The organism is Streptomyces sp. NPDC032940, from assembly GCF_040636935.1.
Taxonomy (GTDB): domain Bacteria; phylum Actinomycetota; class Actinomycetes; order Streptomycetales; family Streptomycetaceae; genus Streptomyces.
Window position 1 is genome coordinate 83,335 of the sequence record NZ_JBEZVJ010000026.1, and the last position, 13,632, is coordinate 96,966.

A 13,632-nucleotide genomic window follows, 5' to 3' on the forward strand; every position below is an offset into this window, starting at 1 on the left:
TGTGCCCCACACGTCCGGGACTCCCGGCACTTCCCGGCACACCCGCATGTCCCGCGCGGCGGCGCGGACGGCGGCCGTCACCGGTCCGGAGCCGAGGGGGCCCGAAGGAAGATCGTGCCCGGCTCCGCCCTGCGGGAACCGCGCCTCAGTGGCACAGCCGCGCCTCGTGCTCCGCGTGCCCGCTGGGCTCCAGCTGGAAGGTGCAGTGCTCCACGTCGAAGTGGTCGCCCAGGCAGCCCTGCAACTCGTGCAGCATCTTCTCGTGGCCGATCGCGTTCAGCGCCTCGCCGCTCACCACGACGTGCGCCGACAGCACCGGCATGCCCGAGGTGATGGTCCACGCGTGCAGGTCGTGGACGTCCTCGACACCGTCCAGCGCCAGTATGTGGGCGCGCACCTCGGCGATGTCCACGCCCTTCGGCGCCGCCTCCAGCAGCACGTCCAGCGTCTCGCGCAGCAGCCGCCAGGTACGCGGCACGATCATCAGGCCGATGAGCAGGGAGGCGAGGGGGTCGGCGGGCTGCCAGCCCGTGCCCAGGATGATCAGTGCCGAGACGATCACCGCCAGCGAACCCAGTGCGTCGGCCGCCACCTCCAGGAAGGCGCCCCGCACGTTCAGGCTCTCCTTCTGGCCCCGCATCAGCAGCGTCAGCGACACCATGTTCGCCACCAGGCCGACCGCGCCGAAGACGACGGTCAGCCCGCCCGCGGTACCGGCCGGTGTGAGGAACCGATCGATCGCCTCGAAGAGGACGTACCCGCCGACCCCGAGCAGCAGCAGGCAGTTCGCCAGGGCCGCGAGGATCTCGGCGCGGGCGTAGCCGAAGGTGCGCCGGTCGCTCGGCGGCCGGTTGGAGAAGTGGATCGCCAGCAGCGCCATGCCCAGTCCGAGGGCGTCCGTCGCCATGTGTGCCGCGTCGGCGATCAGCGCGAGCGAGTCGGCGAGCACACCGCCGACGATCTCGACGACCATGACGGTGAGCGTGATCGCCAGCGCGACCCGCAGCCGGCCGCGGTACGCGGCCGTCGCCGTACCGCCGGCGTGCGCGCCGTGCGTGTGCCCGTGATCGTGCCCAGCCCCCATGAAGGCCGCCTCCCTTGTCCGCGGAGTCTCAGTCAACTACGGGCGGGGGGTATGGGGCAACGCGGCACTGAACACCGTTGTCATGTGCCCTGACCTGCGGAAACGTTACGCAGGTCAGAGCGGTGCGAGGGCCCGGCGCCGGGCCGCGGGCGGCGCCGCGGGCCGCTCGCCGGCGCACCGTCCTGACCCTCCGCGCACACCCTCCGACCCTGCGCGATGCCCTTGATGTCCGTTTGGGGAGCGCGGTTTGTCGGGCGGGCCCCGGATCCCCGATGATGATCGCGGCTAAGGCGGGTGCAAGAGGCGTCGACCGACCGTGAAACGGGCGGTGAACACGGTGTTCCGGGCATCCGATAACCTCTGCCGACATGCCGCCCGGGTGCCCCAGGCACGGGCGCTCCACCATGCACAGGCCCGGCGCGCTGGCGTCGGCACCAGGGAGTGAGTTCGGTTGTCGACCGCCATCCTCACCGGCCAGCCGGTTCCCGGTTCGTCCGTCGAGAGCGAGCTGCGGTCCCTCGGCTTCGACGTGCGGCTCGCCTCCGGCACCGCGGAGGCCGAGACGCTGCTCGCCCAGGTGCCCGGCGGGGAGCGCGTCGCCGTGGTCGACGCCCGCTTCGTGGGCCATCCGCACGCCCTGCGCCTCGCCCTCACCGACCCCCGCTTCCCGCTCGCCGCGATCCCCGGCGCCGTGACCGCCCAGCCGGGCGCCCGCCAGGCCCTCTCCCGCGCCATGGCCCGGGAGAGCTCCGCGGGCGGCGGCACCGCGGTGGCCGTGGACAGCCTCGCCGACCGGGTCGCCACCGCGCTCGACGACGACGGCGCCGACGTGCACCGGCCGGAGCTCGGCAGCCTGGTCGCCGTCGTCCCCGCCGACCCGCAGGCCCGCAACGAGGCACGGCAGGCCGTGGCGTCCGTCGACGACGAGGCCGTGCGTCTGAAGTCGGCGGTCAAGGCCCGCGACGGCTTCTTCACCACCTTCTGCATCAGCCCGTACTCGCGCTACCTCGCCCGCTGGTGCGCGCGCCGCGGACTGACCCCCAACCAGGTCACCACCGCCTCACTGATCACCGCGCTCATAGCGGCGTCCTGCGCGGCCACCGGCACCCGCGGCGGCTTCGTCGCCGCCGGCGGCCTGCTGATCGCCTCCTTCGTCCTCGACTGCACCGACGGGCAGCTCGCCCGCTACTCGCTCCAGTACTCCACGCTCGGCGCCTGGCTGGACGCCACCTTCGACCGAGCCAAGGAGTACGCCTACTACGCGGGCCTCGCCCTCGGCGCCGCCCGCGGCGGCGACGACGTATGGGCCCTCGCCCTCGGCGCGATGGTCCTCCAGACCTGCCGGCACGTCGTGGACTTCTCGTTCAACGAGGCGAACGTCGACAGCACGGCCGCCACCGCCAACACCAGCCCCACCGCGGCCCTGTCCGACCGGCTCGACAGCGTCGGCTGGACGGTCTGGGTGCGCCGCATGATCGTCCTGCCCATCGGCGAACGCTGGGCCATGATCGCCGTCCTCACCGCGGTCACCACCCCCCGGATCACCTTCTACGCGTTGCTGATCGGCTGCGCGTTCGCCGCGACCTACACCACCGCAGGCCGCCTCCTGCGCTCGCTGACCCGCCGGGCCACCCGCACCGACCGGGCGGCGAAGGCGCTCGCCGACCTAGCCGACTCCGGCCCGCTCGCCGACGCCGTCGCGAAGGGCCTGCGGGGCCCCGCCCGCCGGCTGCCCGGCCTCGCCGCCCCCGCCGTCGCCCTGCTCGGCGGCGTCGCCGTGGTCGCCGCCTGCGCCTTCACCGGCTTCGGCGGACCCTGGCCGGCCGTCGCCGCGGTCCTCTACGTGCTCACCTCCGGCCTCGCCGTCGCCCGCCCCCTCAAGGGCGCCCTCGACTGGCTGGTCCCGCCCTTCCTGCGCGCCGCCGAGTACGGCACCGTCCTGGTCCTGGCGGCGAAAGCGGACGTGAACGGGGCGCTTCCGGCGGCTTTCGGGCTGGTGGCCGCGGTCGCCTACCATCACTACGACACGGTCTACCGCATCCGCGGCAACGCGGGTGCGCCCCCGCACTGGCTGGTGCGGGCGATCGGGGGGCACGAGGGCCGCACGCTGCTGGTCACGGTGCTGGCCGTGCTGCTCACCGCCTCCGCTTTCAAGGTCGCGCTCACGGTCCTCGCCGTGGCCGTAGCCCTCGTGGTGCTCGTCGAGAGCATCCGTTTCTGGGTCGCCGCCCACAAGGTCGGCGCACCCGCCGTACACGACGAAGGAGAACCCGCATGATCGGCCTCGTGCTGGCGGCCGGCGCCGGACGCCGTCTGCGCCCCTACACCGACACCCTGCCCAAGGCACTGGTCCCGGTCGGCCCCGAGGGTGCGGAGGAGGACATCACGGTGCTCGACCTGACCCTCGGCAACTTCGCCGAGGTCGGTCTCACCGAGGTCGGCGTGATCGTCGGGTACCGCAAGGAGGCCGTGTACGCGCGCAAGGAGGCGCTGGAGCAGAAGTACGGCGTCAAGCTCACCCTCATCGACAACGACAAGGCCGAGGAGTGGAACAACGCCTACTCCCTGTGGTGCGGCCGTGACGCCCTCAAGGACGGCGTGATCCTCGCCAACGGCGACACCGTGCACCCGGTCTCCGTCGAGAAGACCCTGCTCGCCGCCCGCGGCGACGGCAAGAAGATCATCCTCGCGCTGGACACCGTGAAGTCCCTCGCCGACGAGGAGATGAAGGTCGTCGTCGACCCCGACAAGGGCGTGCAGCGCATCACCAAGCTGATGGACCCGGCCGAGGCGACCGGCGAGTACATCGGCGTCACCCTCATCGAGGGCGAGGCCGCCGTGGAGCTGGCCGACGCGCTGAAGACCACCTTCGAGCGCGACCCGCAGCTCTACTACGAGGACGGCTACCAGGAACTGGTCAACCGCGGTTTCCGGATCGACGTGGAGCCCATCGGCGACGTCAAGTGGGTCGAGATCGACAACCACGACGACCTCGCCAAGGGACGGGAGATCGCGTGCCAGTACTGACGAGGCTCATCCCGTCGCCGGTCGTCGTGGACATCCGCCGCGGCGCCCTGGACGACCTGGGGGCGATCCTCTCCGACGAGCGGATCTCGCCCTCGGGGCGGCTGGCCTTCGCCATCAGCAACGGCTCCGGCCAGGTGCTGCGCGAGCGGTTCGGCGCGGCCTTCCCGGGCGCCGACTGGTTCGCTGAGGCGGACGGCACCATCGACGGGGCCGTCCGGCTCGCCGACTCCATCAAGAAGGCCGGCCGTTACGACGCGGTGGTCGGAATCGGCGGCGGCAAGGTCATCGACTGCGCCAAGTACGCGGCGGCCCGGGTGGGCCTGCCGCTGGTCGCCGTCGCCACCAACCTGGCCAACGACGGGCTGTGCTCACCGGTCGCCACGCTGGACAACGACGCGGGCCGCGGCTCCTACGGCGTGCCCAACCCGATCGGCATCGTCATCGACCTCGACGTGATCCGCGAGGCCCCGGTGCGCTACGTGCGGGCCGGTATCGGCGACGTGATCTGCAAGATCTCCGCCGTGGCCGACTGGGAGCTCTCGCACCGCGAGACCGGCGAGAAGGTCGACGGCCTGGCCGCCGCGATGGCCCGGCAGGCGGCCGAGGCCGTCCTGCGCCACCCCGGCGGCACCGGCGACGACGCGTTCCTGACGACGCTCGCCGAGGCGCTCGTGCTCTGCGGCATCTCGATGTCGGTGGCCGGCGACAGCCGCCCCGCGTCGGGCGCCTGCCACGAGATCAGCCACGCCTTCGACCTGCAGTTCCCCAAGCGCAGCGCGCTCCACGGCGAGCAGTGCGGCCTCGGTGGCGCGTTCGCCACGTTCCTGCGCGGCGACACGGAGACGGCCGGGCGGATGGCGGAGGTACTGCGCCACCACGGTCTGCCCGTCCTGCCCGGCGAGATCGGCTTCGACCTGGACGAATTCGTACAGGCCGTCGACTACGCCCCGCGCACCCGGCCCGGCCGCTACACCATCCTCGAACACCTCGACCTCTCCACCGACCAGATCAGGGACGCGTACGCCGACTATGTCAAGGCCATCGGTAGCTGAACTCCGCCCGGTCGTCCATCCCGCGGGGGTCAAGGACCGGCGCAGCGGTGAGCACTGGGCGGGACGCCTCTACATGCGTGAGGTCTCGCTGCGGATCGACCGCTACCTGGTGAACACCAGGATCACGCCCAACCAGCTCACGTACCTGATGACCGTCTGCGGCGTGCTGGCGGCCCCGGCGCTGCTCGTGCCGGGGATCTGGGGCGCCGTGCTCGGCGTCGTGGCGGTGCAGCTGTACCTGCTGCTGGACTGCGTCGACGGCGAGATCGCGCGCTGGAAGAAGCAGTACTCGCTCGGCGGGGTCTACCTGGACCGCGTCGGCGCCTACCTCACCGACGCCGCGGTCCTGGTCGGCCTCGGCCTGCGCGCCGCCGACCTCTTCGGCACCGGGCGGATCGACTGGCTGTGGGCCTTCCTCGGCACCCTCGCCGCCCTGGGCGCCATCCTGATCAAGGCCGAGACCGACCTGGTCGGCGTCGCCCGGCACCAGGCCGGGATGCCGCCCGTCAAGGAGTCCGCCTCCGAGATCCGCTCCTCCGGCATGGCGCTCGCCCGCCGGGCCGCCGGGGCGCTCAAGTTCCACCGGCTGATCCTCGGCATCGAGGCGTCCCTGCTGATCCTCGTCCTCGCGATCGTGGACCAGGCCCGCGGAGACCTCTTCTTCACCCGCCTCGGCACCGCCGTCCTCGCCGGCATCGCGCTCCTGCAGACCGTGCTGCACCTGGTGTCGATCCTCGCCTCCAGCAGGCTGAAGTGAGTACGCCCATGAAGATCGGCGCCGTCGTCATCACCATGGGCAACCGCCCCGAGGAGCTGCGCGCCCTCCTCGACTCCGTCGCCGAGCAGGACGGCGACCCGGTCGAGGTGGTCGTGGTCGGCAACGGCTCGCCCGTCCCGGAGGTGCCCGCCGGCGTCCGCACCGTCGAGCTGCCGGAGAACCTGGGCATCCCCGGCGGCCGCAACGTCGGCATCGAGGCCTTCGGCCCCGGCGGCACCGACGTCGACGTACTCCTCTTCCTCGACGACGACGGCCTGCTCGCCCGCACCGACACCGCCGAGCTGTGCCGCAAGGCGTTCGCGGACGACCCGGAGCTCGGCATCATCAGCTTCCGCATCGCCGACCCGGACACCGGCGAGACCCAGCGCCGGCACGTGCCGCGGCTGCGCGCCTCCGACCCGATGCGCTCCTCCCGCGTCACCACGTTCCTCGGCGGCGCCAACGCCGTGCGCACCCGCGTCCTCGCGGAGGTCGGCAACCTGCCGGACGAGTTCTTCTACGCCCACGAGGAGACCGACCTGGCGTGGCGGGCCCTCGACGCCGGCTGGATGATCGACTACCGGTCCGACATGGTGCTGTACCACCCGACGACGGCGCCCTCGCGGCACGCGGTCTACCACCGCATGGTCGCCCGCAACCGGGTCTGGCTCGCCCGCCGCAACCTCCCCGCGCTCCTCGTGCCGGTCTACCTCGGGGTGTGGCTGCTGCTCACGCTGCTGCGCCGCCCCTCGCGCCCGGCGCTGAAGGCCTGGTTCGGCGGGTTCCGCGAGGGCTGGTCCACCCCGTGCGGTCCTCGCCGGCCCATGAAGTGGCGTACGGTGTGGCGGCTGACCCGGCTGGGCCGGCCTCCGGTGATCTGACAAGCTCGTGTCCCAGGGCACCCCGGCCGTCCGCGGCCGGCGGCTCGTTCCCGGCCCGTGACAGGCCACGCAACAGGCCACGCATCGACGAAGACGAAAGTTTCCACTAGTGAGTGAGACAACGCACGACGGCACGGTCGCGATGACCACGCCCGTGTCGCCCGACGAGGGCCTCACGGCGGCAGGGCTCGCCGCCAAGTACGGGCTGGCCGTCAGCGGCGCCCGGCCGTCCCTCGTCGAGTACGTCCGTCAGCTGTGGGGGCGGCGGCACTTCATCCTCGCCTTCTCCCAGGCGAAGCTGACCGCCCAGTACAGCCAGGCCAAGCTCGGCCAGCTGTGGCAGGTGGCCACACCGCTGCTGAACGCCCTGGTCTACTACCTGATCTTCGGCCTGATCCTGAACGCGGGTAAGGGCATGGAGAAGAACGTCTACATCCCGTTCCTGGTCACGGGCATCTTCGTCTTCACCTTCACGCAGTCCTCGGCGATGGCGGGCGTGCGGGCGATCTCCGGCAACCTGGGCCTGGTGCGCGCCCTGCACTTCCCGCGTGCCTCGCTGCCGGTCTCCTTCGCGCTCCAGCAGCTCCAGCAGCTGCTCTTCTCGATGATCGTGCTCTTCCTGGTGGTCGCGGCCTTCGGCAGCTACCCGACCCTGTCCTGGGTGCTGATCATTCCGGTGCTCGCCCTGCAGTTCCTCTTCAACGCCGGTCTCGCGCTGATCGTGGCGCGCATGGGTGCGAAGACGCCGGACCTGGCGCAGCTCATGCCCTTCATCATGCGGACGTGGATGTACGCCTCGGGCGTCATGTTCTCCATCCCGGTCATGCTGGAGGACAAGCCGGGCTGGATCTCCGACGTCCTCCAGTGGAACCCGGTCGCCGTCTACATGGACCTCATGCGCTTCGCGCTGATCGACGGCTACGGCTCCGGCAACCTCCCGCCGCACGTGTGGGCGGTGGCGGCCGGCTGGGCCGTCCTCGCCGTGGTGGGCGGCTTCGTGTACTTCTGGAAGGCGGAGGAGAGGTACGGCCGTGGCTGAGCAGCAGCAGGGCGAGCGGGTGCCGACGGTCATCGCGGACGACGTCCACATCGTCTACCGCGTCAACGGCGCCAAGACCGGCAAGGGCAGCGCCACCGCCGCCCTCAGCCGCATCCTGAAGCGCGGTGAGGAGCGGGGCGTGCGCAAGGTGCACGCCGTGCGGGGCGTCTCCTTCGTCGCCTACCGGGGCGAGGCCATCGGACTGATCGGCTCCAACGGCTCCGGCAAGTCGACGCTGCTGCGGGCCATCGCCGGCCTGCTGCCCGCCGAGAAGGGCAAGGTCTACACCGACGGCCAGCCCTCCCTGCTCGGTGTCAACGCGGCCCTGATGAACGACCTGACCGGCGAGCGCAACGTCATCCTCGGCGGTCTCGCCATGGGCATGAGCCGCGAGGAGATCAAGGCGCGCTACCAGGAGATCGTCGACTTCTCCGGCATCAACGAGAAGGGCGACTTCATCACCCTGCCGATGCGGACCTACTCCTCGGGTATGGCGGCCCGCCTGCGTTTCTCCATCGCCGCCGCCAAGGACCACGACGTCCTCATGATCGACGAGGCGCTGGCCACCGGCGACCGCAAGTTCCAGACCCGCTCCGAGGAGCGCATCCGGGAGCTGAAGAAGGAGGCCGGCACGGTCTTCCTGGTCAGCCACAACAACAAGTCCATCCGCGACACCTGCAATCGCGTCCTGTGGCTGGAACGCGGCGAACTGCGCATGGACGGGCCGACCGACGAGGTGCTCAGGGAGTACGAGAAGTTCACGGGCAAGTAGCCGACACGCCCGGGGCCCCGCCGGAACTGCTCCGGCGGGGCCCCGCGTGTGCAAAGAAGGCGTCAACTCCTGGCCCGATGAGGAATCTTGAAGGCTGAAGGAGTGTTGGGGTGGAGGGCGGAACACCCCGGCGGAACCCGGTGAGTCGTACAACGTAAGCTGTAGCGGTCCCGAAACGCGGCACATGGGGCGATAATGCCCGTCACCCTCGAGCGGGCCGGCCGCGCGGGCAGCCGGGCGGCGTGTCCGAAATAGTGTGTATTGGGTCGGCAGTGTAGAACGGGAGATGTGACGGCAATGGCTACGGAAACTCCCCTGCTCCGCGAAGCGTGCGCCGTCCCCGTCCCGGGCAGCCCGCGATGACGCCCGCCGACACGGCGCACGCCGTCGACCCGGAGCGCGGCACGCTCGACAAGGCCGCCGACGAGAACTTCCCGGTGGCCCCCTTCTTCCTGCCCCGTGACTGGCGCACCGACCTCATGGCCGTCTACGGCTTCGCCCGCCTGGTCGACGACATCGGCGACGGCGACCTGGCCCCCGGCGGCGCCGACGCCCGCCTCCTCGGCGTCCCGGACGGCAGCGCCGGCGACCGGCTGCTGATGCTGGACGCCTTCGAGGCCGACCTGCGCAAGGTCTTCGACGGCACACCCCGCCACCCCCTGCTGCGGCGCCTGCAGCCCACCGTGCGCCGCCGCTCGCTCACCCCCGAGCCCTTCCTCGGCCTGATCGCCGCCAACCGCCAGGACCAGCTGATCGGCCGCTACGAGACGTACGACGACCTCCTCGCCTACTGCGAGCTGTCCGCCAACCCGGTAGGCCGCCTCGTCCTCGCCGTCACCGGCACCTCGACGCCCGAGCGGATCCGCCTCTCCGACCGGATCTGCACCGCCCTGCAGATCGTCGAGCATCTCCAGGACGTCGCCGAGGACCTCACCCGGGACCGCGTCTATCTGCCCGCCGAGGACCTGAAGCGCTTCCACGTCCAGGAGCCGGACCTGGCCGCCCCCACCGCGGGCGCGTCGGTGCGCGCCCTGATCGCCTTCGAGGCCGGACGCGCCCGCGATCTGCTGAACGAGGGCTCCCCCCTGGTGGACAGTGTCCACGGGAGGCTGCGGCTGCTGCTCGCGGGATTCGTGGCCGGGGGGCGCGCGGCCCTCGACGCGATCGCCGCCGCCGGGCACGACGTACTTCCCGGCCCGCCCAAGCCCGGTAAGGTCCGGTTGCTGCGCGAGGTGGGCGCGACCCTGCGAGGAAAGGGGTGATCCGGACCGTGGAGACGTCAGCACACGTGTCCGCACCGGTACTCGCCGCGTACGGCTACTGCGAGACGGTCACCGGACAGCAGGCCCGGAACTTCGCCTACGGCATCCGGCTCCTGCCCACGCCCAAGCGCCGGGCGATGTCGGCGCTCTACGCGTTCTCGCGCCGCGTCGACGACATCGGCGACGGCGATCTCGCCGCCGACGTCAAGGTCGCCCGGCTGGAGGAGACCCGGGCGCTGCTCGGCCGCGTCCAGGAGGGCGCCGTCGAGGAGGACGACACCGACCCCGTGGCCGTCGCCCTCGCGCACGCCGCGAAGCGGTTCCCGATCCCGCTCGGCGGACTGGACGAACTGATCGACGGCGTCCAGATGGACCTGCGCGGCGAGACCTACGAGACCTGGGACGACCTGAAGGTCTACTGCCGTTGCGTGGCCGGCGCCATCGGACGCCTCTCGCTCGGCGTCTTCGGCACCGAGCCCGGGGCGCGCGGCGCCGAGCGCGCGCCCGAGTACGCCGACACGCTCGGTCTCGCGCTCCAGCTCACCAACATCCTCCGGGACGTCCGCGAGGACGCGGAGGACGGCCGCACCTATCTGCCCGCCGACGACCTCGCCAAGTTCGGCTGCTCGGCCGGGTTCGGCGGGCCCGTCCCCCCGCCGGGCTCCGACTTCGCCGGTCTCGTGCACTACGAGGTGCGCCGGGCCCGTGCCCTCTTCGCCGAGGGCTACCGGCTGCTGCCCCTGCTCGACCGGCGCAGCGGCGCCTGCGTCGCCGCCATGGCCGGCATCTACCGCCGCCTCCTGGACCGCATCGAGCGCGACCCCGAGGCGGTGCTGCGCGGCCGGGTATCGCTGCCCGGTCGCGAGAAGGCGTACGTCGCCGTGCGGGGCCTGTCCGGACTGGACACCCGGCACGTGGCCCGGAGGGCCGTCAGGAGGCGCCCGTGAGCGGCACACCGGTCCACCGAGCCCCCGCCCGGCGGGCCCGCGGCACCACCCCCGGCGCGGAACGGCGGGCAACCCTCCGGTGGCGGGCGGCGTCCCTGACTGAGACGGTCTGCCGTACAGCGTTCACACACCACGGCGACCGGGCAGGGAAAGGTGCACGATGACCCACGGCAACGGCACACGTGACGACGGGCAGCTCACCGACGTCCCCGCCGTCCCGGCGGGCCGGCACGCCGTCGTGGTCGGCGGCGGACTCGCCGGCGTCACCGCCGCGCTCGCCCTCGCCGACGCCGGGGTCCGCGTCACCCTGCTGGAGGGACGGCCCCGCCTCGGCGGCCTCGCCTTCTCCTTCCGGCGCGGGGACCTGACCGTCGACAACGGCCAGCACGTGTACCTGCGCTGCTGCACCGCCTACCGCTGGTTCCTCGACCGCATCGGGGGCGCGGAGCTCGCCCCCGTGCAGGAACGTCTCGACGTGCCCGTCGTCGACCTGGCCCGGCCCGAGGGACGACGGCTCGGCCGGCTGCGGCGCGACCCGCTGCCCGTACCCCTGCACCTGGGACGCAGCCTCGCCGCGTACCCCCACCTCTCGCTCGCCGAGCGCGCCCGGGTCGGGCGGGCCGCGCTGGCGCTCAAGGGGCTGGACCTCGCCGATCCGGCGCTGGACGAGCAGGACTTCGGCAGTTGGTTGACCGCGCACGGTCAGTCCGCACGGGCCGTCGAGGCCCTGTGGGACCTGGTCGGGGTCGCCACCCTCAACGCCGCCGCGGGCGACGCCTCCCTGGGACTGGCCGCGATGGTCTTCAAGACCGGCCTGCTGTCCGACCCGGGCGCGGCCGACATCGGCTGGGCCCGCGTCCCGCTGGGCGAACTGCACGACCGGCTGGCCCGCAAGGCGCTCGACTCCGCGGGCGTGCGCACCGAGGTCCGTACACGCGTCACCTCCGTCCTGCGGAACGGGAACGGGCGGTGGAGCGTCCAGGTTCCCGGCGAGACGCTCGACGCGGACGCCGTCGTCCTCGCCGTACCGCAGCGCGAGACGCACGAACTCCTCCCCCCGGGCGCGCTCGACGACCCCGGACGCCTGCTGGAGATCGGCACCGCCCCGATCCTCAACGTCCATGTGATCTACGACCGGAAGGTGCTCGCCGCGCCCTTCCTCACCGCCCTCGGCACCCCGGTGCAGTGGGTGTTCGACCGCACCGAGGCCTCCGGCCTGAGGGACGGTCAGTACCTGGCGCTGTCCCAGTCGACCGCGCAGGACGAGATCGACACGCCCGTGGCCGCCCTGCGCGAGCGCTACCTGCCCGAACTGGAGCGGCTGCTGCCCCGCGCCCGGGGCGCCGAGGTACGGGACTTCTTCGTGACCCGGGAGCGCACCGCGACCTTCGCGCCCGCCCCCGGGGTCGGCCGGCTCAGGCCCGGCGCCCGCACCAAGGCCCCCGGCCTGTACCTGGCCGGAGCGTGGACCGCCACCGGGTGGCCCGCGACGATGGAGAGTGCCGTCCGCAGCGGTGTCGGGGCGGCGGGAGCCGCGCTCGCCGCCCTGGGCCGGTCCCGCGACCGCCTTCCCGGCTTCGAGGAGGCGGCATGAGAACGGATCCGCGTGGGACCGGCTCCCGCACGCCCGGTACCGCAACTGGAGGAGAGACTGTGTCCACTGCGCCCCCGGCCCCGAAGGCCGATCGACGGACCAGGGTGGACGTGGCGGCGCTGCTGGAGCGCGGCCGGACGCTGGCCACACCGGTCCTGCGAGCGGCCGTCGACCGCCTGGCGCCCCCCATGGACACCGTCGCCGCCTACCACTTCGGCTGGATCGACGCCCAGGGCAACCCCGCGGACGGCGACGGCGGCAAGGCCGTCCGTCCCGCGCTCGCCGTGCTCTCCGCCGAGGTCACCGGCGCCGCCCCCGAGGTCGGGGTGCCCGGCGCGGTCGCCGTGGAACTGGTGCACAACTTCTCCCTCCTGCACGACGACCTGATGGACGGCGACGAACAGCGCCGCCACCGCGACACCGTCTGGAAGCTGCACGGACCCGCCCAGGCCATCCTGGTCGGCGACGCCCTGTTCGCGCTGGCCAACGAGGTGCTGCTGGAACTCGGCACCGTCGACGCCGGCCGCGCCACGCGCCGGCTGACCCGTGCGTCCCGCGCCCTGATCGACGGTCAGGCCCAGGACATCTCCTACGAGCACCGCGACCGGGTCAGCGTCGAGGAGTGCCTGGAGATGGAGGGCAACAAGACCGGCGCCCTGCTCGCCTCCGCCAGCTCCATCGGCGCGGTCCTCGGCGGCGCCGACGAGCGCACCGCCGACGTGCTGGAGACCTACGGCTACCACCTGGGTCTCGCCTTCCAGGCCGTCGACGACCTCCTCGGCATCTGGGGCGATCCGGACGCCACCGGCAAGCAGACCTGGAGCGACCTGCGCCAGCGCAAGAAGTCCCTCCCGGTCGTGGCCGCCCTGGCCGCGGGCGGCCCGGCCTCCGAACGGCTCGGCGAGATCCTCGCCGCCGACGCCAAGAGCAGCGACTTCGCGAACTTCTCCGAGGAGGAGTTCGCGGCCCGTGCCGCCCTCATCGAGGAGGCGGGCGGGCGCGAGTGGACCGCCGACGAGGCGCGCCGCCAGCACACCATCGCCATCGAAGCCCTCGACACCGTCGACATGCCCGACCGGGTGCGGGACCGTTTCACGGCGCTCGCGGACTTCGTCGTCGTACGAAAGAGATGATCACTATCGGTCGAATAGCCCTCGCGTAGTCGCCGGCCGGTGTCGCGGGAACCCCAGCACCGGCCGACGGCGGACCCACAGCAG

13 protein-coding genes are annotated in these 13,632 nt (G+C 72.4%); 12 read left to right on the plus strand and 1 reads right to left on the minus strand.

Annotated features, from left to right (window positions below; all coding sequences use genetic code 11):
- Positions 1-145 precede the first annotated feature (145 nt).
- The gene (locus tag AB0E77_RS26495; protein WP_361574835.1) at positions 146-1,084 is read right to left on the minus strand and encodes a cation diffusion facilitator family transporter; all 939 of its coding nucleotides are present in this window, start codon (positions 1,082-1,084) and stop codon (positions 146-148) included.
- A gap of 451 nt (positions 1,085-1,535) precedes the next feature.
- Here AB0E77_RS26495 and AB0E77_RS26500 point away from each other — a divergent pair, with 451 nt between their 5' ends.
- The 12 genes from AB0E77_RS26500 to AB0E77_RS26555 all read left to right on the plus strand — a co-directional run bounded on the left by AB0E77_RS26500 (position 1,536) and on the right by AB0E77_RS26555 (position 13,548).
- Positions 1,536-3,362, plus strand: a complete 1,827-nt coding sequence (locus AB0E77_RS26500; RefSeq protein WP_361574837.1) for a DUF5941 domain-containing protein — start codon at positions 1,536-1,538, stop codon at positions 3,360-3,362.
- On the plus strand, positions 3,359-4,111 hold the full coding sequence (locus AB0E77_RS26505; RefSeq protein ID WP_361574840.1) for a phosphocholine cytidylyltransferase family protein: 753 nt from the start codon (positions 3,359-3,361) through the stop codon (positions 4,109-4,111). The genes AB0E77_RS26500 and AB0E77_RS26505 overlap by 4 nt, the downstream gene beginning before the upstream one ends.
- Positions 4,099-5,163 (plus strand): iron-containing alcohol dehydrogenase family protein, encoded by a 1,065-nt coding sequence (locus tag AB0E77_RS26510; RefSeq protein WP_361574843.1) that lies wholly within the window; start codon positions 4,099-4,101, stop codon positions 5,161-5,163. The genes AB0E77_RS26505 and AB0E77_RS26510 overlap by 13 nt, the downstream gene beginning before the upstream one ends.
- The gene (locus AB0E77_RS26515; protein ID WP_361574846.1) at positions 5,141-5,920 is read left to right on the plus strand and encodes a CDP-alcohol phosphatidyltransferase family protein; all 780 of its coding nucleotides are present in this window, start codon (positions 5,141-5,143) and stop codon (positions 5,918-5,920) included. The genes AB0E77_RS26510 and AB0E77_RS26515 overlap by 23 nt, the downstream gene beginning before the upstream one ends.
- Before the next feature lie 8 nt (positions 5,921-5,928).
- On the plus strand, positions 5,929-6,801 hold the full coding sequence (locus AB0E77_RS26520) for a glycosyltransferase (protein WP_361574849.1): 873 nt from the start codon (positions 5,929-5,931) through the stop codon (positions 6,799-6,801).
- Positions 6,802-6,910: 109 nt separating this feature from the next.
- Positions 6,911-7,840: an ABC transporter permease gene (locus AB0E77_RS26525; protein ID WP_361574852.1), complete on the plus strand. Its 930-nt coding sequence runs from the start codon at positions 6,911-6,913 to the stop codon at positions 7,838-7,840.
- Entirely contained in the window at positions 7,833-8,612 is a 780-nt protein-coding gene (locus AB0E77_RS26530; protein WP_361574855.1) for an ABC transporter ATP-binding protein, read from the plus strand. Before AB0E77_RS26525 ends, AB0E77_RS26530 begins: the two co-directional genes overlap by 8 nt.
- A 359-nt stretch (positions 8,613-8,971) precedes the next feature.
- The gene (gene hpnC / locus AB0E77_RS26535; RefSeq protein WP_361574858.1) at positions 8,972-9,874 is read left to right on the plus strand and encodes a squalene synthase HpnC; all 903 of its coding nucleotides are present in this window, start codon (positions 8,972-8,974) and stop codon (positions 9,872-9,874) included.
- Positions 9,871-10,821, plus strand: coding sequence for a presqualene diphosphate synthase HpnD (hpnD, locus tag AB0E77_RS26540; protein WP_361574861.1), 951 nt, complete (start codon positions 9,871-9,873; stop codon positions 10,819-10,821). Before hpnC ends, hpnD begins: the two co-directional genes overlap by 4 nt.
- The gene (locus AB0E77_RS26545) at positions 10,818-10,985 is read left to right on the plus strand and encodes a DUF6380 family protein (protein WP_361574864.1); all 168 of its coding nucleotides are present in this window, start codon (positions 10,818-10,820) and stop codon (positions 10,983-10,985) included. The genes hpnD and AB0E77_RS26545 overlap by 4 nt, the downstream gene beginning before the upstream one ends.
- Entirely contained in the window at positions 10,982-12,415 is a 1,434-nt protein-coding gene (gene hpnE, locus AB0E77_RS26550; protein ID WP_361574867.1) for a hydroxysqualene dehydroxylase HpnE, read from the plus strand. The genes AB0E77_RS26545 and hpnE overlap by 4 nt, the downstream gene beginning before the upstream one ends.
- Positions 12,412-13,548, plus strand: coding sequence for a polyprenyl synthetase family protein (locus AB0E77_RS26555; RefSeq protein ID WP_361574870.1), 1,137 nt, complete (start codon positions 12,412-12,414; stop codon positions 13,546-13,548). The genes hpnE and AB0E77_RS26555 overlap by 4 nt, the downstream gene beginning before the upstream one ends.
- Positions 13,549-13,632 lie beyond the last annotated feature (84 nt).